Annotated in this window: 14 protein-coding genes; 8 read left to right on the forward strand and 6 right to left on the reverse strand. The window is 62.9% G+C overall.

What is annotated here, in order from left to right; all coding sequences use genetic code 11:
- Nucleotides 1-43 precede the first annotated feature (43 nt).
- On the forward strand, nt 44-3,973 hold the full coding sequence (locus ACP7AU_RS06340) for a M10 family metallopeptidase C-terminal domain-containing protein (protein ID WP_426050873.1): 3,930 nt from the start codon (nt 44-46) through the stop codon (nt 3,971-3,973).
- 38 nt (nt 3,974-4,011) lie between these two features.
- Here the strand turns inward: ACP7AU_RS06340 and ACP7AU_RS06345 are convergent, their stop codons facing one another.
- Nucleotides 4,012-4,296 carry a DUF6471 domain-containing protein gene (locus tag ACP7AU_RS06345; RefSeq protein ID WP_426050874.1) on the reverse strand — a complete coding sequence of 95 codons (285 nt, stop codon included), beginning with the start codon at nt 4,294-4,296 and terminating at the stop codon, nt 4,012-4,014.
- A gap of 109 nt (nt 4,297-4,405) precedes the next feature.
- On the opposite strand from ACP7AU_RS06345, the gene ACP7AU_RS06350 reads away from it, so the two are divergent.
- The 5 genes from ACP7AU_RS06350 to ACP7AU_RS06370 all read left to right on the forward strand — a co-directional run bounded on the left by ACP7AU_RS06350 (nt 4,406) and on the right by ACP7AU_RS06370 (nt 13,565).
- Complete coding sequence (locus ACP7AU_RS06350; RefSeq protein WP_426050875.1) at nt 4,406-6,166, forward strand: type I secretion system permease/ATPase; 1,761 nt, start codon at nt 4,406-4,408, stop codon at nt 6,164-6,166.
- A complete protein-coding gene (locus ACP7AU_RS06355; RefSeq protein ID WP_426050876.1) occupies nt 6,163-7,557 on the forward strand; it encodes an HlyD family type I secretion periplasmic adaptor subunit in 1,395 nt (464 codons plus the stop codon). Before ACP7AU_RS06350 ends, ACP7AU_RS06355 begins: the two co-directional genes overlap by 4 nt.
- An 8-nt stretch (nt 7,558-7,565) precedes the next feature.
- Nucleotides 7,566-8,324 (forward strand): sulfotransferase domain-containing protein, encoded by a 759-nt coding sequence (locus tag ACP7AU_RS06360; RefSeq protein ID WP_426050877.1) that lies wholly within the window; start codon nt 7,566-7,568, stop codon nt 8,322-8,324.
- 288 nt (nt 8,325-8,612) lie between these two features.
- Nucleotides 8,613-11,546: a beta strand repeat-containing protein gene (locus ACP7AU_RS06365; RefSeq protein ID WP_426050878.1), complete on the forward strand. Its 2,934-nt coding sequence runs from the start codon at nt 8,613-8,615 to the stop codon at nt 11,544-11,546.
- 336 nt (nt 11,547-11,882) lie between these two features.
- Nucleotides 11,883-13,565 (forward strand): glycosyltransferase family 4 protein, encoded by a 1,683-nt coding sequence (locus tag ACP7AU_RS06370; protein ID WP_426050879.1) that lies wholly within the window; start codon nt 11,883-11,885, stop codon nt 13,563-13,565.
- A gap of 214 nt (nt 13,566-13,779) precedes the next feature.
- On the opposite strand, the gene ACP7AU_RS06375 is transcribed toward ACP7AU_RS06370, so the two are convergent.
- Nucleotides 13,780-15,036 carry a glycosyltransferase gene (locus tag ACP7AU_RS06375; protein ID WP_426050880.1) on the reverse strand — a complete coding sequence of 419 codons (1,257 nt, stop codon included), beginning with the start codon at nt 15,034-15,036 and terminating at the stop codon, nt 13,780-13,782.
- Between the two features lie 128 nt (nt 15,037-15,164).
- Between ACP7AU_RS06375 and ACP7AU_RS06380 the strand changes: the two genes are divergently transcribed.
- The gene (locus tag ACP7AU_RS06380; protein ID WP_426050881.1) at nt 15,165-15,860 is read left to right on the forward strand and encodes an acyltransferase; all 696 of its coding nucleotides are present in this window, start codon (nt 15,165-15,167) and stop codon (nt 15,858-15,860) included.
- A gap of 10 nt (nt 15,861-15,870) precedes the next feature.
- On the opposite strand, the gene ACP7AU_RS06385 is transcribed toward ACP7AU_RS06380, so the two are convergent.
- On the reverse strand, nt 15,871-16,701 hold the full coding sequence (locus ACP7AU_RS06385; protein ID WP_426050882.1) for an FkbM family methyltransferase: 831 nt from the start codon (nt 16,699-16,701) through the stop codon (nt 15,871-15,873).
- Nucleotides 16,702-16,789: 88 nt separating this feature from the next.
- Between ACP7AU_RS06385 and ACP7AU_RS06390 the strand changes: the two genes are divergently transcribed.
- On the forward strand, nt 16,790-18,445 hold the full coding sequence (locus tag ACP7AU_RS06390) for a glycosyltransferase family 4 protein (protein WP_426050883.1): 1,656 nt from the start codon (nt 16,790-16,792) through the stop codon (nt 18,443-18,445).
- Here ACP7AU_RS06390 and ACP7AU_RS06395 read toward each other — a convergent pair.
- The 3 genes from ACP7AU_RS06395 to ACP7AU_RS06405 form a co-directional block, all read right to left on the reverse strand.
- Nucleotides 18,442-20,160 (reverse strand): hypothetical protein, encoded by a 1,719-nt coding sequence (locus ACP7AU_RS06395; RefSeq protein ID WP_426050884.1) that lies wholly within the window; start codon nt 20,158-20,160, stop codon nt 18,442-18,444. The two genes, ACP7AU_RS06390 and ACP7AU_RS06395, sit on opposite strands and share 4 nt — an antisense overlap.
- A gap of 18 nt (nt 20,161-20,178) precedes the next feature.
- On the reverse strand, nt 20,179-21,030 hold the full coding sequence (locus ACP7AU_RS06400) for an FkbM family methyltransferase (RefSeq protein ID WP_426050885.1): 852 nt from the start codon (nt 21,028-21,030) through the stop codon (nt 20,179-20,181).
- Between the two features lie 148 nt (nt 21,031-21,178).
- Nucleotides 21,179-22,864: a hypothetical protein gene (locus ACP7AU_RS06405; protein ID WP_426050886.1), complete on the reverse strand. Its 1,686-nt coding sequence runs from the start codon at nt 22,862-22,864 to the stop codon at nt 21,179-21,181.
- Between the last annotated feature and the right edge of the window lie 9 nt (nt 22,865-22,873).

The following is a 22,873-nucleotide window of genomic DNA, read 5'->3' on the forward strand; positions in this document are numbered from 1 at the left end:
CGCTATGATGCTCCTGCGAGGGGCGCGCGAGACTGGGCATTAGATGGCCGATAACGTCAACGCTCCAACCGAAGCGACCTCGGCGTCTGCATTCGGCGACGTGGGCGGCTACGCCCGCTGCGCAAGCTGTGGCGGCTTCCACTCGGCGTTCGACGGCGGCGGGGCGTCCCCCTATTCGGCGCTAAACGCCGATGACCGCGGCGAGGTGGGGCCCAACGGCAAGAACTCATTAACGACTGACGAGGCGGCGGCCCAGCTGGGCCGAAGCAACCTGAGTTGGGCGACGGGTCTGGGCCAGTCGACGACCGTCACCTTCGCCTTCCGCTCGACGGCTCCTACGACTCTTCCGAGCGACGTCACGGATTTCAGCCGCTTCAGTGGAGTGCAGGTTAACGCGACCCTCCAGGCCCTCGGTGCCTGGTCGGACGTTGCTAATATCCAGTTCGCGCAGGTATCGGACGGTGATGGATATAGCAACAGCGCCACGATCTTGTTCTCCAACTACAACTCGGGTGCCAACGGCTCGGCTGCCTTTGCATACCTTCCCGGATCGAGCAGCATCAGCTCGGTCTCCGGCGATGTCTGGATCAACGGATCGATCAGCTACAACGCCAATCCAGTTCTTCTGGGTTACGGCTACCAGGTGCTCACCCATGAGATCGGCCACGCCATCGGCTTGTCTCACCCGGCGGCCTATAACGCGGGTGAGGGCGTCACGATCACCTATTCCACAGACGCGGTATATTACGAAGACAGCCGCCAATACACGGTGATGTCCTATTTCAACGAGTCCAACACGGGCGGGAATTTTAACTCTGCCTCGGGCGCTCGCCAGTATTCGGCCGCTCCCCTTCTCGACGACATCGCAGCCGCCCAGCGCATGTATGGCGTCAACACCACGACTCGGACCGGCGACACGGTCTATGGCTTCAATTCGACGGCCGATCGCGCCTGGTATGCTGCGACGACTACCGCAACCGATGTCATCTTCGCTGTCTGGGACGCCGGCGGGACCGACACGCTGGACTTCTCAGGCTATGCCGAGAGCCAGTTGATTGACCTGCGCCAGGGGGCCTTCTCCGATGTCGGTGGTCTGGTCGGCAATGTGGCGATCGCCATCGGTACCGTGATCGAGAACGCGGTCGGCGGCAGTGGTTCGGACAGGTTGATCGGCAACGGGGCCAACAACCGCCTGACGGGCGGAGCCGGCGCGGACTCGATCGACGGCGGTCTGGGCAACGACACGGTCGTCTTCTCCGGCCCTCGGAGCGCCTACACGATCACCGGGTCGGGGACGTCGACGATCGTTTCTGGACCGGACGGAACGGATGTCCTGACCAATGTCGAGGTTTTCCAGTTCTCCGACGGAGCGGTCTTGGCTCAGGTTCCCGGCAGCGGGGTCACCGTCAGCGGCGACGTTATGGACAACGTCATCGAGGGCACCGAATTTGCGGACAGCCTGTCGGGTCTCGGGGGGCGCGACACGCTGAACGGGCGAGGCGGTGACGACAGCCTGAATGGCGGGACCGGCGACGACCGGCTGGATGGCGGGACTGGCAACGACGTCCTGACCGGCGGTGCCGGCAACGACACCCTCCTGGGCGGCGATGGCTTCGACATTGCGGTGTTCCAGGGGGCCTCCGGCATCGGCGTCAACGTCAATCTGGGGACAGGCGCAGTGGGCGGTGGCGACGGCGTTGACAGTCTCACCGGCATCGAGGGTCTGACGGGTTCTATATACGCCGATACCCTTACAGGCGACGCCGGGAATAACGTCATCGAAGGCGGCGGCGGGTCGGACGTGCTGCGCGGCGGTGCCGGTTCGGACCGTATCTCGGCGACCGGTGCGCCCGGTCAGGCCGGGGGCGCCGCCGATATCGTCAAGGCCCAGACCACCGCGAACGCAACAATCGCGACGGCGGTGAACCTGGACGGCGGATTCGATCTGCTGGCTCGAGGCGACGTCGGGAACGCAACAACCATCCCCCACGCGACCGTGCTCGGGCGCACGCACGGCGGGGTCGAGTATTATGCGATTGCCGTCGGTGCGGGTGCCACCGTGACTTTCGACATTGACGGTGCCGCGTTCGACAGCAGTCTTCGACTGTTCAACGGTGCCGGCGTCGAACTCGCGGCCAATGACGACAACAACGGAGACAATGGTGGAGCACGAACCGATTCCTATCTGACCTATACATTCCAGACTGCCGGCACCTATTATGTCGAAGTGTCGGAGTGGGCGACGGGATCGGGATCCACCTTCACGTCCAAGGCTCCCTTGGCCGGCCTCGCCTACACCCTCCACGTTTCCGTGCCGGGCCATGCCGTGGTCGCGGCGACGCTAGTCGGCTCCACGCTGGAGGGAGGAGCCGGCGACGACACGCTGGTGGGCGGACTGGGCGGCGACGTCCTCGCCGGCGGCGCTGGAAATGATGTCATCGACGGCGGGGCCGGGGACGATGTTGTTCAGTTCTCAGGCGTGGCCTCCGACTATGTCCTGACGCGGACTTCGGCGGGTTGGCAGATCGTCGGAACCGACGGCCTCGACACGCTCAGTAACGTCGAGCGCATACAGTTTGGAGCGGCGGCCCCCATCGCCATTGACGTCGTTACCACGGCCCGCTTCGATCCGCTCACCTATATCGCCAGCAATCCCGACCTGATCGTGGCCTTCGGCACCGATACCGCACGGGCCACGGCTCACTACGATCAATACCAGGCGTCCTCCCCACGCCCTATCGATAGCTTCAAGGCCTTGGTCTACACGGCTAGTCACCCCGACCTTGTTCGTGCGTTCGGAACGGACACGGTCGCGGCGACGCTTCATTACATTCAGTTCGGCTTCGCTGAAGGACGAGAAACCGCGACGTTCAATCCACTTATCTACGCTGCCTCCAACCTGGATCTTGCTCTTGCTTTCGGCTCGAACAGCGATGCGGCGGCAAGGCATTTTCTGACGTTCGGCGCGCAGAACACGCACGCGGTCACCGGATTTCAGCCGTTGATATACGTGGCATCGAGCCCTGACCTGGCACGGACGATCGGTAATGATCTTGACGTTGGTCTGCGGCACTATCTCGATACTGGTGTCCGCGAAGGTCGACCAACGACCGGCTTCGATCCACTCGTCTATACCGCCTCCTACGCTGACCTGGCCAAGGCGTTCGGCCTAAGCGAGCCAGTCGCTTTGCAGCACTATCTTGTTTTCGGTGCCGACGAAGGTCGATCGCCCAACCTATTTGATGGGCGACTCTACGCTGCGTCGCACCTGGATCTGGCCCGGGCGTTGGGTAGTGATTCGAAAGCGGCGGCCATCCATTACATTCAGTACGGCGTCTACGAGGGTCGTCAGACCTCTGGCTTCGACCCGGTCGCCTACCTTCTTTCACAGGGGGACTTGGCCGGCCGTACGCCGTCCTCTGCGCTCGACCACTGGTTGACGTTCGGAGCGGACGAGGGCCGTGACGGCGACGGTGCTTTTGGCCTGGAGCAGACCAGTCATGCCTTGACGGGGGCCAGTACCTCGGGCGCGCTGGAAGCCGCCGGCGACCGGGACTGGTTTGAGCTTCGTGCGGCTGCTGGCCAGAAGATCACCATCGATGTCGCCGCCTCCGGTGCGGGGGGCGGTTCAGGGAGTTTGACCGACGGCTCGGTCAGCATCTTCAACGCCCTGGGCCAGCGCATCGCGTTCGACAACGACTCGGGGCCCGGTCTGGATGCCCGGCTGACCTTCACGGCCCCAGCGGCCGGAACGTTTTACCTGGTCGTCGGTAGCGAAGTCGGCGCCACAGGCACGTACCGCGTGCTCACTGCGACGGGGTCGGCGGAGTTCTCGCAGTTGGCCCAGGAGGGTTGGGGACAGCCGGTAGACCCGCTCGTCTACGCTCAAGCTGGACTTGTGCTTGACGAGATGCCGATCTCAGTTGCAACCCCCTGGCTCGAGCCGCTATCTTCCGAACTCGGCTGGACCTGAGCCGGACGAGGCACCCGGCGACCCGGCGACCCGGCGGCTCAGCGGTTGATCTTGATGTGGACCACGTCGCAACCGATCGCGAACAGGCACTGCATGAAGAAGGCGGCGGTGAAGGCCCCTCGGCTAATCTTGTTGCGAAGATTGGCCTCGGTCTCGATGACACCCTGCACGGCCAGTTTTTCTACCAGATCGGCATAGGTCAGCCCGCGGCGCTTCAGTTCGCCTTTCAAAATCCCCTTGACGTCGGCGACGCCGATCGCTTGGGGAGGCTTAACTTCCAGCGGTACGTTTGTCATTGTTTTCGATACTAACGTCATTGACATCGAGACACCAGAGGGTCATTCGTCCGATCTAGGCTGGCGAGTTTATCTCGTCGTCGCGGTCTTCGGAGCCAGCAAGGGTTCGCGCCGCGAAAACTCAGAATGAATCTGCATGCAGCGGCCCAAGCCCAAGCCCGAAAGCCTCCTGATCACAGCCCTGCGCGAGGGGCGCACGCCTTTGCTTGCCGCCGCCGGTTTCAGCCTTGTGACCAACGCCCTGTTCCTGGCGCTGCCGATCTACACCAACCAGGTGTTCGGCCGCGTGCTCGGCAGCGAGAGTCTGGCCACGCTGCTCGTCCTCACGGTCGGCACGGTCTTCGTGTTTGTGATCTCCAGCCTCGTCGACGTCTACCGGGCCCGGGTGCTGTCGGGCTTCGGTGTGCAGATCGATCAGAGGGTCTCCAGCCATGTCTTTTCGGCACTTTTCGAGGGTGTGGTCAGGCGCGAACCTCAGGCCGGCGCCCAGGCGCTACGAGATCTGGACATGTTCAGGCAGACGGTGACAGGCAACGGGATCAACGTGCTGTTCGATCTGCCGTGGATGCCGATCTATCTGGGCGTCCTGTTCTACATCGATCCCCTCGTCGGAGTGATTACGCTGCTTGGCGGCCTGGTGCTGCTTCTGCTCGCCTTCATCCAGGACCGCACCAGCCGTCCGGCCCTGCGCGCCGCCAATGACGCGGCATTGAAGAGCTACGCCTTCACCGAAGCGGGGCTTCGCAACAGCGAGGTCGTCCGCGCCATGGGCATGCTGAACCATATCGGCCGTCAATGGGCAGGATTCCGCGCTCGCTCGCTGGACCAGGGATCGGTCGCCAACGACCAATCTGACTTCTGGGGCAATGCCATCAAGCTTGTCCGCATGGTGATCCAGGTGGTCATTATCGCCGCCGGGGCCTATCTGATCATCAACCAGGAGATCGGCGCGGGCATGCTGTTCGCCAACATGATCCTGTCCTCGCGTGCCTTGGCACCGATCGAACGCACCGTGGGGTCGTGGCCTGCCCTGATTGCCGCCAGCCAAGCCTATGAGCGCCTGAACATCCTGCTGGTCGAATACGAACCGACCGAGAACGGCATGTCCCTGCCTCGACCCAAGGGCCTTTTGACCGTGGAGGGCGTGAACTTCGCCGCGCCGGACGGACGCCTGATCCTCATGGGGGCCAGCTTCGGCATCGCACCGGGCGAGTTCCTGGGTGTCATCGGGCCGTCGGGCGCGGGTAAGTCGACACTCGCCCGGCTGATCGTTGGCATCTGGAAGCCGCTCAACGGGCATGTCCGGCTAGACGGATCGGACGTGTTCAGCTGGAACCGCGGTGAGTTCGGCGCTCACGTCGGCTATCTGCCACAAGACACCGAGCTGTTCGCGGGCTCTGTTCGCGACAACATCGCCCGCTTCCTCGCGGATGCCAGCGACGACGAGGTCGTGATCGCGGCCCAGGCGGCGGGCGCGCATGATTTGATTCTGCGCCTGCCCCAGGGCTACGATACCGAACTTGGGCCTGGCGGCGTGGTCCTTTCGGTCGGTCAGCGCCAACGGATCGGACTGGCGCGCGCCCTGTTCCGGAACCCCGCGATGATCGTGCTGGACGAGCCCAACGCTAACCTTGACGCCCAGGGCGAAGAGGCTCTGATGCGCGCGCTCAAGGGCATGAAGTTGCGCGGCGGAACCATCGTGGTGGTCACACACAAACCGAGCCTGCTGGCGGACGCGGACAAGCTGCTGGTTCTCAAGGAAGGGCGCATCGATCTGTTCGGGCCGCGCCAGGCCGTACTGCAGAGACTCAGCGGTGCCCAGCCCAACCCCGCCGTAGCCGCCCTGGCCCCGGCTCCCGTCCCCGCCGCACCCAAAGTCGCCGAGGCTGGTCGATGAAATTCGATTTTGAAAAGCTGGCCCGTCTGGTGCCCGGTCAATCGCGCCCTGCGATCGAGCCTCCGGTCTTTGGCTCCCAGCCCGTGGGGCCGTCGGCGGTGAGCGGCGCGCGGATCAGCGGCCCAATGCGCACCGGCATCGCCATCGTCGTCGTCGGCGTCCTGGGGCTGGGGCTCTGGGCGTCGCTCGCGCCCCTGTGGAGCGCCGTGATCGCGCCCGGCGTGATCCGGGTTGAGGCCAACCGTCAGGAGCTGCGCAGCCGCGAGGGCGGCGTCGTGCGCGCCATCTATGTGCGCAACGGCGATTCCGTTCGCTCCGGCCAGCTGTTGATGCAGTTCGACGACACCGTCGCCCGGGCCCAGATGGCGGTGCTTACCAATCAGCACGACAATGTCCTGATGCAGATGGCCCGGTTCCAGGCCGAGGTCCGCGGCCAGTCGTCCCTGATCCCGCCGGCTGAACTCGCGGCGCGGCGCAACGATCCGGCGGTCGCCACGATCATCTCCAACGAGACCCTCGTCTTCTCCTCGCGCCTGCTGGCGATCCAGGGGCAAGCGGCCATCCTCAACCAGCGCGTCGGACAGCTTCAGTCGGCCCGCTCTGGCTTGAACGTCCAGGTCCAGTCAATCGACGACCAGGTCGACCTCATTCAACAGGAGCTGGACGGCTATCAGCGGCTATACGAACAGGGATTCGCCCCCCGCACCCTCATATTGCGCTACCAACGCCAACTGGCCGAGATCGGTGGCCGACGGGGTGCCCTCGCTGCCGACATCCAGCGCAACCAGCAGCAGGCCGGCGAGACCCGCCTCCAGCTTGCCCAGCTTTTTGAGCAGCGCAACAGCGAGGCGGCCACCGGGCTACGCGAGGCCGAGGTCCGTCTCGCCGACATTGCCCCGCGTCTCGACGCCGCCCGGCTCAGCTTGGCCGAGACCCGCGTCATCTCGCCGGCCAATGGCTATGTGATCAACCAGACCCAGTTCACCATCGGCGGCGTCGCCCGCGCCGGCGAGACCGTGCTGGACGTGGTCCCCTCCAATGCGCCGCTTCTGATCTCGGCCCGCGTGCGCCCGACCGACATCGACGAGGTCCGCACCGGCTTGACGGCGCAGGTCACCCTGAATGCCTTCTCGACCAACAAGGTACCCAAGCTGCATGCCGAGGTGGTCACAGTTTCGGCTGACGCCCTCACGGACGAACAGTCGGGCCTGTCCTATTTCGTGGCTGACCTGCGCATCCCGCCGGCGGAACTTCGCCGCCTGCCCGCTGGTGTCAGGATTACGCCGGGCATGCAGGTTACGGCGATGATCCGCACGGGCCGCCGTACGATCATGAGCTATCTACTTGGCCCTATCGGCGATATCGGCGACAACGCCATGCGCGAGCAATAGCGGCTCTCATGGGCTCGACCGACCGTGTCGCCTTTCTGATCGCTGGCGTACAGAAGGGCGGTACCACGGCGCTTTTCGACTATCTCGCCGAGCATCCCTGGCTGTCCTTGCCGGCCTGCAAGGAGGCCCACTTCTTCGACGACGAGACGAATGTCGATTGGTCCGCGCCCGACTACACCCCCTACCATGCCCTCTTCGAGAACAGTCGGCCCGGCGCGATCCTTGGCGAGGCGACGCCGATCTATGTCTACTGGCCTAACAGTCTGGAGCGGATCGCCGACTACAACCCCGCCATGGGGCTAATCCTGCTGTTCCGCGACCCGGTCGAGCGCGCCTGGTCACACTGGCGTATGGAGACCGCTCGCGGCGCCGAAACCCGCGACTTCTCGTGGTGCATCCGTGAAGGACGCCGCCGCGTCACGCAGAGCGTTACGCCCGTCGGGGCGCACAGGGTCCATTCTTATGTGGAACGCGGGTTCTACGGGGCTCAGATGACCCGCGTTCTCCACCTCTTTCCGAGGCACCAGATCCTTTGCCTCCGCTCCGACACGCTTCGGGACGCCCCGGACCACATTTTGAGACAAGTGTGTGATTTTTTGCACGCTCCGTACTTCACGGACGTCACCAAGCGCCTAAGTCACGTCGGCAACGACGCACCCGGTGGTCAGTCCTTGAAAGATGACGACCGTACATACCTCAGGTCAGTTTATGCTGAGGATCAGGAAGTCTTTCGAAAAGCGACCGGTATCTCTTTCGAAATCAAGTGACGAAATCTTTACGAAGCTACATCATGGCCCCGATCAACTGCCGTAGAACATGACTGAATGCCGCTAACGATTCTAAAACCACGGGTCGCGTAACGCCGCAACGGACCGTTCCCGCCGGGGGCGAGCAATGATTGCGTCTCGCGTCAGATTTGGTAACGATAAGGGCGGGTTGTAATAATCCGAGCCTCGGCTAAAAGCGGCCAAGGGCGGTTTTACGCCTAGACGTTCTCCATGGTGGGGGCGGGCGATGGCGGACCTCGGTCTGTGACACAAATGGAGAACTTTTAGATGGCTACGTATAACTTCGATACGATGACCCAGGCGCAGGCCGATGCCTTCACGACGGGAGACGTTCTGTTCTTCCCGACGGGCACGGCCGAGAACCTGGTCGTCAACGTGACCAGCGTGGGTGCCGGCTCCGGCATCCAGCTGTCGCTCAACGGCAAGACCCTGTCCTTCCCGGCCGCGATCGCCGGCGTAGGCCGCACCCTCTTCGCTGACAACTCAGTCTTCATCTACGGTGATGGCACGAGCGAAACCAACCTCAACGGCGGCAATCTGAACGACCTGATCTATGGCAACGCCGGCAATGACGTCATCAACGCCGGCAACGGCGACGACGACCTCTTCGGTGGCACGGGCGACGATTCGATCATCGGCGGCAACGGTGCCGACTTCCTCCAGGGCAACCAGGATAACGACAGCGTCATCGGTGGCGAAGGGGATGACATCGTCCTCGGCGGTCAGGGCATTGACCGCGTCTACGGTGACAACGGCAATGACTACCTGCACGGTAATCTCGGCGACGACTCAGTGTTCGGCGGCAATGGTGCCGACACCATCCTGGGCGGCCAAGGCAACGACAACATCGACGGCGAAAACGGCAACGACCTGATCTTCGCCGACCTCGGCAACGACACGATCTTCGGCGGCAATGGCGCTGACACGATCCAGGGCGGCCAAGGAGACGACTCGATCCTCGGCGGCAATGACGCCGACGTGGTCGAGGGCGGTCAGGGCAACGACACCGTCAACGGTGGCGATGGCGATGACTACATCCACGGCCGTCTGGGCGCGGATGTCATCGACGGCGGTACCGGTGCCGACACCCTGCTCGGCGGTCAGCAGAACGACCTGCTCAGCGGCAACGACGGCGACGACCTGATCTTTGGTGATATTGGCGTCGACACCCTCAACGGCGGCACTGGCAACGACACCCTTTCGGGCGGCAACGACAACGACACCCTGAACGGTGACGCTGGCGCTGACAGCCTGGAAGGCGGCGACGGCGTCGACAACATCAACGGCGGTTCGGAAAGCGACACCATCAACGGCGGTGAAGGCAACGATGTCCTGGCCGGTGGAACCGAGAACGACGTGGTCTCGGGCGACAACGGCAACGACACCGTGAACGGCGATGCTGGCAACGACACCCTGAACGGCGGTTCCGGTGCCGACACCCTCAACGGTGGTACCGAAGCTGACGTCTTGAATGGCGGCAACGACAACGACGTCTTGGCTGGCGATGCTGGCAACGACACCCTGAACGGTGAATCTGGTTCTGACAGCCTCAACGGCGGCGACGGCAACGATCTGCTGAATGGCGGTGACAACAATGATACGTTGCGCGGCGGAAACCAGGACGACGTATTGAACGGTGGCTTGGGTGCTGACACGCTCGACGGCGGCAGCGACAATGACACTCTGAACGGCGATGCCGGCAATGACAATCTCTTGGGAGGTTCCGGTGCTGACCTGCTGAACGGTGGTGACGACAACGATACTATCGACGGCGGCACCGGTGCTGACCTTCTGAATGGCGACTCCGGGGCTGACTCCATCGTTGGCGGCGACGACAACGACACCGTCAATGGTGGTCTCGGCGACGATAACCTTGCCGGCGGCAGCGGTGTTGACTCACTCTCGGGCGGCGAAGGCAATGACCGTATCGAAGGTGGTATCGGCGGCGACGTCATCACCGGCGGCGCGGGCAACGACGTCTACGTGTTCAACAATGGCGACACGACCGTGACTTCCGGCGGTACCAACGATGCTGCTGGTGCTGATACGGTTACCGATTTTGTCGGTGCGGCTGACTCGTTCAGCGTCGGTGTGAACGGTGGCGCTACTGGCTACACTGAGCTGACCGTTGCGGCGACTGGCTCTAGCGAAGGCAACTATGATGCGGCTCTCATCGCCGCTAACGCAGCGATGAACGGCGTTATCGGAATCGTGGCGGTCGAGGTGGCGGGTGCGGGCGTTTACGTCTTCATCGATCAGTCGAACGTTAATGGAACTGCAGCAGATGGCTCCATCTTCCTGCCGGGCATGACCCTCGCGTCGATCCAGGCTTCGGACTTCCTCACCACGACTAATGGCAGTGCCGGCAACGATAACCTCGTCGGAACAGTTGGTAACGACTCCATCGCCGGCCTTAACGGAGACGACACCATTGACGGCGGTGCCGGTAACGACACCCTCAGCGGTGGCGAAGGTGTCGACTCACTTCGCGGCGGTGCCGGTAACGACTCCCTCAACGGTGACAACGGCAACGACAACCTCGATGGTGGGGCGGATGCCGACTTGGTGAACGGTGGAAACGGAAACGATACCATCACCAATACTGGTGGTGCCGACACCATCAACGGCGGTGCTGATAACGATACCATCACCGGTGGTGGCGACGCCGACAACATCCGCGGCGACGCGGGTGAGGACTCGATCGCCGGCGGTGCCGGTGCCGATACGCTCAGCGGTGGATCCGAGAACGACGTCATTACTGGCGATGCTGGTGCCGACTCCATCATCGGTGGAACGGGTGCCGACACCCTGACGGGTGGCGGTAACGCTGACGTGTTCCACTTCGCCATCGGCGACAGCGGCCTCGCAGCGGCGGGTCCGGGGGTTAACAACACGATCGATCGCATCACGGACTTCGTCGAAGTTGACGACCAGATTGACGTCCTCGGCGCGACTGCGATCGTGTACGTTGAAGCTGCTGTAGGCGTCGCAGACTACGCGACGGCGTTTGCAGCAGCGGAGGCCCACTTCCAGGCCCTCGGCACCACGACCACGAACGTCTACGCTGTGGAAGTGACCGGGCAGGGCGTCTATGTCTTCCTCGACAACGACGCCGGTATCGACACTGGCACCGCGACCGACTCGGTCATCTTCCTGGCCGGGATTAACATCGGTGGGGTCGCCGCCGGCGACTTCCAGTAAGTCACGGCTTAGACCAACGGATTGGGCCGCCCTCCGGGGCGGCCCTTTTCTTTTGTGCGATGACATCGGCGTTGAACGCAGACCCGAATTTACCTCATGGGAACAGGGCGAGGTCGCTGTTCCGAGGCCTCCCACCAACCCCTCTCAAAAAGGCAGCAGAACGGGTGCCGGTACTGTCGGTGACCGCCAGGCAGGAGGCCTTTGAAACGAGACGAGCCGCTATGGACGATAGTTTTTCGGATTCAGGGGCCAGCGCGGCGGCCGCACGCCGAGCGCCGTCGGCGGGTGGGCGGCGGGCGGCTTGGGAAAAGCGTCGATCCGTCCTAATCAGGAGGGATGTCGAACGCAGCCATTTATCTGAATCCCGAAGCCTATGACACCAAACGCCCTGCCCTGATGGGCCGGCAGTCGGCGGGTGAAAGCTTCCTTCGCGGCTACCTGACCCATACCCGGGCGCAAAGCCTGTATTTCTGGAACGTCGCCAATCGGCCGGATGAGGAACTATCCGCCTTCATCCAGGCGATCGCTCCGATCCAGCGGCCCTCGTCGATCATCGCCCGTCACGATCGTCAGGGTTTGGGCCGGGCTGGAAACGTGTTCCTGACCAACCCCAACATGGCGCGTGAGGCCTGGTTGCGCCGCACCGCCGGGGCCGCCGACGCCTACGGAATCACCTGCATCACCCATACGACGGCGTCAGAAGCGGTGATGGATTCGCTGGGGGCCATGCTGACCGCGCCTATCGAGCCCTGGGATCGGCTGATCTGCACCTCCAACGCCGTCCGCGCGAGCGTCGAGGTCGAGCTGGAGGCCGTCCGCAACGACCTCGAAATCCGGATGGGCGCGACCCGCGTGCCAGAGCCCCGCTTGGTGACAATCCCCCTGGGGGTAAACACCAACGATTTCGGTGTCACCGCCGCCGCCCGCGCCGAGTGGCGTCGCTCCCTCGACATCCCTGAGGAGGGGGTGGTGGTCCTCTATATCGGCCGGTTCAATCACCTGGCCAAGATGAACCCCGTGCCCATGGCGATGGCCCTCGAACGCGCGGCCCAGGCGACGGATCGCAAGGTCTACTGGGTCCAGGCCGGCTGGGGCACCAGCGCCAACATGGAGAAGGCCTACCACGACCAGACCGCCAGCCAGTGCCCCAGCGTCGGCTACCGCATCGTCGACGGCCGCGTACCCGCCACCCGCTTCTCCATCTGGTCCGTCGCCGACATCTTCATCTCTCTGTCCGACAACATCCAGGAGACCTTTGGTCTGACGCCGATCGAGGCCATGGCGGCGGGACTGCCCTGCGTGGTGTCAGACTGGAACGGCTATCGCGACACAGTCCGCCACGGCGTTGACGGGTTCCGGGTGTCGACCTATGCGCCTGCGGCCGGCGCAGGCCGCGATCTGGCCTATCGTCACGCCAACCACTGGATTTCCTACGATCAGTACGTGGGCGCCGCCAGCCAGGTCACAGCCGTTGATGTCAGCGAGGCCGCCAATGCCTTGCTGGAACTCATCGACGACGCCGACCTTCGGCAGCGCATGGGGGCGTCCGGCAAGCAACGCGCCCGCGACGTCTTCGACTGGTCACGCATCATTCCCCAGTACGAGGCGATGTGGGCCGAAGCGACCGAACAGCGGCTGAAGGCGCAGCAGACACGCGTCGAGCCGCGCAATCTCGCCCCCGACCCGCGCCGGCTTGATCCTTTCCATCTGTTTGGCGGCTATCCCAGCGAGTGGCTGACGGGATCCACTGTGGTGATGCTGACGCCCGGCCACTCCTGGGCTTCCGTGGAGGCCCTCATGAAGCTGACACTAGCGACCCACGGCGGCTCAATCCTGCCGACGATCAACGAGCTGAAAGAGATGGTATCCCAACTTGCCGAGCATCGTCAGATCTCGGCCGCCACCCTCGCCTCGACCTTCCCGACGCACCGACGCCATATCGTCGAACGCGGCGTGCTGTGGCTGGCGAAATACGATGTCGTGACCATCTTACCCCGGGCGCGCCAGATAACAGGCTGAAACCGAAGAGCGTGCACAAGCGGCCGGACCATGAACACATCACAATCCGACCGCAGTGACACAGCTCGCTGGAGAACGAGGCTGACTTCAGTCCTTGCCACAAGCTACGCCGCTATCATAGGGCGATGAGCCATCAATCAGGCCGGAGGAACAAAAAACCCCAGGCCATGCCCTACACATTTGCGTTTGAAACGGTGGCGCAAACAACCGTGCCTCAGGTCGCTTTGCGTTCTAGAACCTCCTCGATCAGCGCCATCCAGCTCGGTACGCCTACCGTCTCGCGATCGAACAGCGCCAAAGCGGTCTTACGGGCCGCCTTGCGCATTGAAACGAAGGCCTCCGGCGTTTCGCAGGCGGTGACCAAAGCCCTGGTCAGGGCTTCGACATCAAAGAAGTCGTTCAGAATACCGTTCTGGCCGGTGGTGATCGCGTCGCGAACCGGAGCGGTGTCAGACCCGAGGATAAGACATTCGCACGCCATCGCCTCGGTGAGGGACCACGAGAGGACGAAAGGATAGGTGTAGTAGACATGCGCCCATGAAATCGACAGCGCGGCCATCAGGTCCGAGTGAGCGAGCGCGCCAGTGAAATGTACTCGGTCCAGGTCCAGCCTTTTTCCGACTTCGGCCAGCATGCGTTGCTTCCAGGTCTCGCCGCCCGGTAAAGGCCCACCGTATCCCCGGCCGCCGTCTGTCCCGATCATCAGGATTTCAGCGTCAGGGCACGCGGCCATGAAGGCGGGTAGGGCACGCATAAAGATATGGAACCCGCGCATCCGCTCAAAAGTGCGATTGACGAAGGTGATCACCGGCTTCGATCCATCGAGGAATCTGCCGCCCGACAGTTTGACTCTGGCGTTCGGGCGCCGAGCGGCCCGGCCGATATCGACGCCCTCATGGACGATCTTGACGCGGTGCTGAAACGCGGTGGGGATGTGGCTGGCCTGGAACGGGGTGGGACATACGATGACTTCAGCACCCGAATAGGCCATTGCCAGGCCGAGGTTCTTGGCATTAACGCGCAGGTCGCCGACCAATGTGCTGGTCTCGAACTCTGGGTCGAAGTTCACATCGGCACCATGCGACCGGTAAAAGAATTCACCGAAAAGGATCTGAGGCACCCCCGGGAAGACTTCCGACATCTGGATGGTCTCGCCCCACCCTGGATGGCCCACGATGAGGTCGGGAACGAACCCGTCCGCCTTCAGGCGAACCGCGACCTCCACCGCAGCCTGGGCCCGCATCAGGTCGGCCTCGGCGCGCACAGCGGCGTCGAAGATGCCGGCTGTCGATCCCCGGGTTAGGGTCCATCGGCGCAAATCCACACCGGGTTGACCCTTGGCAGTCTGCCCGCCGATCGCCGCCAGCTTATGGCCGGCCTTGACCGCCGCAGCGGCGATATGGGGGAACTGGCCCGGAAAATTTTGATGGATGAAAAGGATGCGCTTTTTCGACAGGTTCGCTTGTGTCATCGGATCTCATCACTGCGGACATCGGGTCAAGTGATCGACTTCGCGTCAGCGAATAAGAACATAAACTTGGTCGTCCGATGCAGTTGCCTTAGCCTAAGGTCCAGCTCCGGGGAAGAATCGAGTATTTTATGAGCGACGACGCGCCGGAGCGGTGGATTGAGGATCAAGGGCAGTCGAACGAGGTCAGCCTCGGCCATGGCGTGGCGATCTCCCACCTGATCCGGCTCGCGGGCGAGCACAACCGCCTGATCATTGAGTCCGGTGTGTCTATCGGGGGGAACCCGTTCACCCGCGATCCGGTCGCAATCCAGATTTCCGGGCGTGGCAGTGAGGTCATTATCCGCGAAGGCGCGCGCTTGAATGTGATGCTCAACGTCTCCGGTGACGGCTGTCGCGTCTTCATCGGTCGGGAATGCATCATCACAGTCGCCGCCAACGTCGCTGGGCACGGGGGCGTGATCGATATCGGCGATCATACGACGATTGTGCATGGTGCCCTGCAGGTCCATGAGCCGGGCAGCATTCTAATCGGGCGCGACTGCATGATCTCCACGCTCGTCTACGTCTCGGTCAGCGATATTCATCCGATCTATGATCGCGCGACCGGTGCCCGGATCAACGCGGCGGCCTCCGTCACCATCGGTGACCATGTGTGGTTGGGGCTGCGCAGCATGATCATGAAGGGCGCAAGCATAGACACCGGCGCTGTCGTCGCGGCGGGCTCCATCGTTTCAGGCCATGTGCCAGCTCATACAATCGTCGGAGGCTCGCCTGCGCGCGTGCTTCGGGAAAATGTCGATTGGGCGAGAGATTTTTTGCCTTAGGTCGGCCTGATCAGGCGAAGCGGCGCAGGTAGCCGAATTCCTGTTTGCGCTGAGGCCACTGGAGCGCGTCGGGGATCAGTGGTTTCAGGGCCCAGAGGTTGGGGACGCCGCGGGGCAGAGCCAGGATGTTGACGTCTCCCCTGTCGAAGTCGCCCGCCGCGTTCTTTTTGGCGTTTCTCGGCGTAATAAAAGGCGAGTAGAACCAGAACATCTCGTAGTCGTGGGCCGATAGGCATTTGACGCACAGGGCCACACTGTCCCGACTGCCTTCGGCGGCTTCGAAGAAGATGACCGGCCGGATGGCGGTCAGCGTGTGCTCGGCACCTCTCAGGACCTCGGCTTCATAGCCTTCGACGTCCATCTTGATCATGCGTGTCCGCGTTGACGACACCTCGTCCAGCGTGAGCATCCGGACGTTTTCAGTCGGCCTGACTGCATTGAGGTGGACGCCAAGGATGCCAAAGTTGCCCTCTTCGCGCAGGGAGATCTTCGGAAATAGCGCCAGTCGGGACGCCTCTCCGACAACGGCGTTGATCACCTCGACGTTAGTCAGGAAGTTCGAGAACGCGTTGGCGGACAGAATTTGTGCGATGGCGCGCTGTCCTTCGATCGCGGTCACGCTCCAGTCCGGGTGTCGATGCGCCAGCGGCAAGGAGATGGCACCGATATTGGCACCCACGTCGATGAAATGGCTCGAAGCGCCGAAATGGGTGATGTAGTCGTCCAGCAAAGCCAGCTCTATCGGGGCGAACTCCCCATGCCGCTTTAACGAGCCTCCAATGACGGAATCGCCGGTCGGAAATACGAATGTCAGGTCGTACGCGCGTGTCTGATCCAGCATAGGCGGATCATGCTCTGGTCGAACATGGAGGCGCAACCTACAACATCGGTAGCGGGAGCCTTTCCCGCGGTGCAGGTTCGTTTCCTGAATGAAACTAGCGATCCATCATCAGCCGACTGCCAAGGGCGTGGGGCAGAACGTCTTTGGAGCTAGTGTCGCCAACCACGAGTTGTTCCAGTCGCTGGTCGTGCACGGCGGCCTGGAGCGGGTGGATTTCCTATCGACGTCGGCGATGTCTCGCGACGACGTGGTTACCCACCTGTTGGGAGGTAACGTCCCAACGACCGAGATTGGCGTCGGCAGCATCATGGACGCCTCGATCGCCCAAGCGGCGGGAGCGGTCCTGAAGGGCGGGCCGCGAATCGAGGACTTGGCCTGGTTGAGACGCCGCACTGCATCGGACAGGGCCTACAGCCTCATCGGCCTGATCCATACGATCGCTCCACTGGTGATGCGGGCCGACATCGCAGCGTCCAATATCGCACCGACCCACCCTTGGGACGCCCTGGTCTGCACGTCACCCTCGGTGAAAACCGCCCTCGAGCAGATGTTCGAGGAGTGGGACGAGTATCTCGCCGACCGACTGGGAGATGTCCGCCCTCCTCGTCCACAGTTGCCGCTGATCCCTCTTGGCGTGGATGGCGCGCGTTTCGCCGCCAACGCCGATCGTCCTGTCGAACGCGCGTCGATGCGCGAGACATTGGGCGTCGGGCCGGATGACGTACTCGTCCTTTGGGTGGGCCGGCTCTCTTTCTTTGAAAAGGCGTTTCCTCAGCCGATGATCAGGGCGATTGCCGAAGCTGCGAACGCCACCGGCAAGAAGCTGCACTTCGCCATGGTGGGTTGGTTTCCCGATCAGATGTCCGGGACCAGAATGTATCGCGCTGCAGCGGCGGCCTATGGACCCGACGTTTCTTTCCATCTCCTGGACGGCAACAACCCGGACCTGGTGGGTAGGATGTGGGCTGCATCCGACATTTTCATTTCGCTGGTGGACAATGTCCAGGAGACCTTCGGCATTACGCCGCTCGAAGCCATGGCCTCAGGTCTTCCGGTGATCGTCAGCGACTGGGACGGCTATCGCTATACCGTGCAGGACGGCGAGCAGGGCATGCTGATCCCAACCCTGATAGGCTCGGCAAGCGGTGCCCCCACCGAACTGGTGCTTGGGCACGCAATGGGCCTGAAGACCTATCAACAGTATGTCGGCGTCCTGGCGCAGCATACGGCGGTGGATGTGGCGCGCGCGGCCGAAGCACTCGGCGCGCTCATTATGTCGCCAGACCTGCGGAAACAGATGGGAGATGCCGGACGGCGGCGTGTCCGCGAAAAGTTCGACTGGAGCGTCGTCGCGCCGCAGTTCGTGCGATTGGCGCAAGCGCTCGGCGATGTTCGTCGATCCTCGCCCGATCCTCGATGCCGGTCGTCGCGTCACCCCGCGAAGGGGGAACCCTTTCGCGACTTCGCCGGATTCGCCACGAACGTCCTATCGGCGACAACGGTCATGGCCCTGCGGCCGGGGGATGGAGAGGCCGATCTGTCTCGGGCCAGCCAGCTTGAACTCGACATGTTCGCAGCCACATGGCGGGGCAGCATCGAGGACTGTCGCACGATCGTCAGGGTTCTGAGCACAGGGCCCATGGAGGCGCGCGCAGTGCTTGGCGTCTTTCCCCGCGAGCAAAGGCCGCGCATGCAACTCAGCCTGCTGTGGATGTGCAAGATCGGCGTTCTGACCTGGAGCTAGATGTCAGGTGAACTCGCGAGCCGTTGGTGCCGGGCTTCCTCGAGGACAGCGGCGTTGTCGAGCCACTGCCGGAACACGCCTTCTCGCTGATCGATCTGGTGAACCTGCATCCGGCGCGCCGTGACGTATTCGAGACCTGCCGCCCGCCGCTTCCGCAAGGCGTCACGGTCGGTGATCAAGTGGCTGAGCGAAGCGGCCCAATCCTGCGGCGTCACCGCGAACAGGGCGATCTCCCCATGCGCGGAATCTTCCCCGTAGATGATGGGAGAACAGATCGGGACGACGCCAGCCGCCGCGCATTCGATCAGCTTGATATCTGATTTCAGGCGATTGAATCGTGTGTCCGTTAGCGGCAGCAAGGCGATGTCGCAGGAGGCCAGGCTTGCCAGATAGGCGTCGTAGTCCAGGGTGGGGGTGAAACTTTTGGGCACATCGCCCAAGGCGTCGAAAAATGCTCGATCATGGACCACGACGAACTCTAGTTGGTCCCGGAATACGGCCCCGATTGAAGTGATCGCAGACAGTATGGGTTGCCAGTCCGAGACGCGATTGAGGGCTCCGAAGAAGAGGCGCAGACGCCCGCCCGACTTGGGGGAAGTCTGCGACGCCTCGGGAAGATAGGGCACGGCGTTGGGTAGCACCGCAACAGTGGGGTTCCACTGCCGGACGACTTCGGCAAGCGCCTCGGTGCTGACCGTCACGGCATGAACCCCACGGAACGCGCGATGGCCGGCAGCCGCATAGGCGGGCCAATGAGCGGGATCATCATCGATTTCGGAGACCACGATCCAACCCTTGGCGATGCGCTTCTCGAGTGTGTCGACGAACGCAGAGCTGTCCAGAAACTGTCGATGCAGGATAAGGACGCCGGGAGGCCAGTGTCCGGGAATCTCGACGCCGCCGGCGCCCCAGGCGGCCCGGATCGATACACGACTAGCCATCGCTGCCATTGGATGGTCGATCCGAGCGTCTGTTACACCTGCGACCTTCTTCATGCCGAGGGCGGCGATGGTGATCTGCGGCGCGGGAGGACCGTTCGTGGCCCTGGCGATCCACTGGGTCGCGGCCAACTCATCTTTCAGTGTCGCAGACTCGATACCAAGCGTCCTAGCTGCGGTTCCGAACGCCTCCACGGCCGCTTCTGTCTGGTCCTGATCGCCGACAATCGGGGTGGTGTCGACCACGGTCCATCCGGTTTCGCGCAGCAGGGTGATCAGCGACTGCCGTGTAAAAAACCCTGCGACCGGCCGGTCTATCGATTGAGACCGGGCGGTGCTCCAGCGCCCGGCCATCTGCTCGACAAGCACCGACCAGTGAGCGACGTTTGGGGCGGCCACCAGGCAGACGGCGCCCGGCGCGCATCGCGCGCGCAGTCCCATAAGCAGGCTCTGAGGGTCGTACAGCGTCTCGATGCCGGAGAGGATGATGACGTCCGGCGATTGCCCCTCGACAAGGTAGTCTGCCTTGTCGAGCAACCCCCCCGTCTGTTGATCGCCGCACGACAGACCAGCTGCGGACGAGATCACCTCTTCCCACTCCGAGTCGGATAGTCTGAGGTTCACCAGTCGCGTCGCTGGGCTTCGTGCGAGAAACGACGAGGCGATTGAGGCCCTCCCTGCGCTGATCTCCAGCACCAGTCGGGAGCCCAGGGGGGAGAGCGCCAAAAGGGGCGTCTGGCTGGCGGCGCGGATCGGGATCGCCTGAAAATCGTTCATCGTGGACAGTCTGTCGCGTCAGGCGGGGGCAACGGTATAATAGCGCCTCAGATAGCCGAAGTCGGCCATGTCCGTTGGCCAAGGCTCATCCAGGGATCTGAACTCGGGCAAGTTCCAGAGGTTTTCCCCCGAAGGCGGAAGAGCCAGGAAGCTGAAGTCGCCACGGAACGAAGGCTTTTCCTGCGATGGCTTGTCTGCCGTCGTTGTAGCGAAGGGCGAGAAGAAGACAAAGAGCCTGTAGCCGAGGGACTGCATGAAGGCCGCGACCCTGGCGGTGTCGTCGGTCTTCGATCGGGTGACTTCGAGAAGGAGGGCGGGCTGGTTGCGAGCGATCAGGGCCGTGCTTCCTTCCAAGACATCGATTTCAGCACCTTGGACATCGATCTTGACGAACGCGACTGAGTCTCGATCGAACGTGTCCAGAGCGCGGACCTGGACATTTTCCGTCTGCGCATCCGCATGTCCCGTCGAGCCGACATCGCCGAAGTTTCTGCGCGTCGTCAGGGGGAAGGAGGGGAAGGACATCAGCCCTTCACGCGGTCCTGCGGCGAGGTGGTGGCACTCGACGTTGAAGAGGCGATTGTTGAGCGCGTTTGCGCACAGCACGCCGTGAATACGACGTTGCGCCTCCAGCGCGATGATCGTCGCGTCCCGGTGTCGCGCCGCGACAGGCAGACAGATCGCGCCGATGTTGGCGCCGACGTCGATGAAGGTCGATCCGGTGCCGGCGTGAGCTAGATAGGTAGAGATCAGATCGGCCTCGGGTCGCGCGAATTCGCCGTGATTGCGCAAGGACAGACCAACAGCGCTGTCTCCCTCGGGGAAAAGATAGGTCAGGCCATAGGCCATTGTAACATCAAGCATGGCCATCCGTGCCCAATCATAAGCGTCGCCGCAATACCTGTAACATGGCATTGGCAGCATTCGTCGACCGCGATGAGCGTGGACGCGTTAGGCCCGCTTTGCGGCTCACGTCCATCCCAGAGTGCGGAACGCTGGTCGGCAAATTAGTGTCGCCTCATTCCCCTCTGGTCAGATCTTGATAACGCTTGCTGATCACGCGAAGGGGTCGGGTAACGCTCCAACTGGAACTGGAGAGGACGGCATCTAGCCGTGTGGTAACGGCGGCGAGGCGGGCTGATGTTTCGTCGGCTCGCGCTTCGATTGCTGCCTTTTCCGTTGTTAGGTCAGAGGCGCGCGCCTCAGAAGCTGCCAAGATCATTTCCAGCTCCGCGCTCCGAGCGCTTAGCCTCTCAACCATGTCCTGCGCGCTTTTTGCGCGCTCCGAAGCAGCCCTTGCTCTCTCAGAAGCAGCCGAAACCGCAGCTTCGGCTGCCAGTTCCGCCAGCCGCAGACGTTCTTCCGCCTCTTGAGCCGCCGCCGACGCCGCCGACGCCGCCGAGCTTGTCACCCTCAGACGGTCCTCCGCCTCTTGAGCCGCCACCGCCGCCGCCGCGCTCGTCGTCCTAAGACGCTTTTCCGCCTCATCAGCTATGAGAGCTGCTTCGTGTCTCAGGTCTGCGATCTGACTAAGCGCTGCGTCAAGCTCCTCAATCGTACTATGATGAACCAGCTGGGCTTTGTCCTCTGCCTGCTTGATAACGAGCGCCGCTGCGCGCTGATGCTCGCTTTCGGCCTTCTCGAGGATTCGGATTTGCGCGAGAGCGTCGGCGTGTTCCTGCCGGGCTGCAGCAAGAGTCTCCGACGAGGCTGCAACGGTAGCCCCGTATTCCTGAACCTGCGCCTTCAGCCGAAGCACCGCCGTCTCTCGATCGGCGATCACCGCTTGCAACTCTTGCTCCCGCGCCATCGCCCTCGCGTTCTGGACCTGCAGGACGGGCCCCCACTGTGCCTCCAAACTCACCAGATCGCGCACAACAGTCTCCGGAAAGGGAAGGGGGGAGGCGGGGTTCAGCGTAGCCGTCTTTGCCCAACGCCACGCCTCGGCGATCCCCGGCCAAAGATCGGTACGGTCGACCCAGCTCGCATCATCGGACTCGTGATGCCGCGCCGAAGGTCTGAGGAAGCTGGAGATCTCGGCAGCCTGCTCAGCGGAAATGGGCAGCGGCATCGCGAACTGGTGGCGTAGCCTGTCGAGGACCGTTTCCCAGTTCTGCACCAACTCCGAATAGGAGACGAACAGGCGCCGTGCACCACGCGTGTCACGCTCCACGGCGACCATATGGCTGAGCCACGCCAGCATCGAGGCCTGTACGGGTGCGCCATCCCGAGCCGCGATGGATTGGGCAACCTCCATCGGGTCGCGCACCATAATCACGAAGACTGGCGGCAAGCCCTCGGCCCCAAGGGCTTCGCGCCAGAGCGGGACAAGCAGCGATAGTCTTGGGTCCTTGATGACCGCGAGGTCTGTGTGTGCGTAGTTCAGCGACACAACGGAGCGCGCGCGTGGGAGAAAGTCCTCCCCCCGATCCGCCAAGAGGGTGTCCGCCCGAAAACTAAACACGTCGTCCCATCCCGAACCGACCGTTCGCAGGATTTCGTCGTTCAGTGAGACCATGTCGCGTGGCTCCCAGAAACCCAGTGGGTTGTCTGCGGCCGCGTTGATCAGACGTTCCGGCATCGCGCCTCCCGCAAGCCCTAGCACGCGCGCCATGGCGGACGTCCCGCTCCGGTGCATTCCGGCGACCACTAGGGACGAACGCTTCACAAGCCCGGTCGGAATTTCGTCGAGAATGTGGGTCAAGACCGTTCC

It is taken from the genome of Brevundimonas sp. SL161 (genome assembly GCF_049896985.1).
Classification (GTDB): Bacteria; Pseudomonadota; Alphaproteobacteria; order Caulobacterales; family Caulobacteraceae; genus Brevundimonas.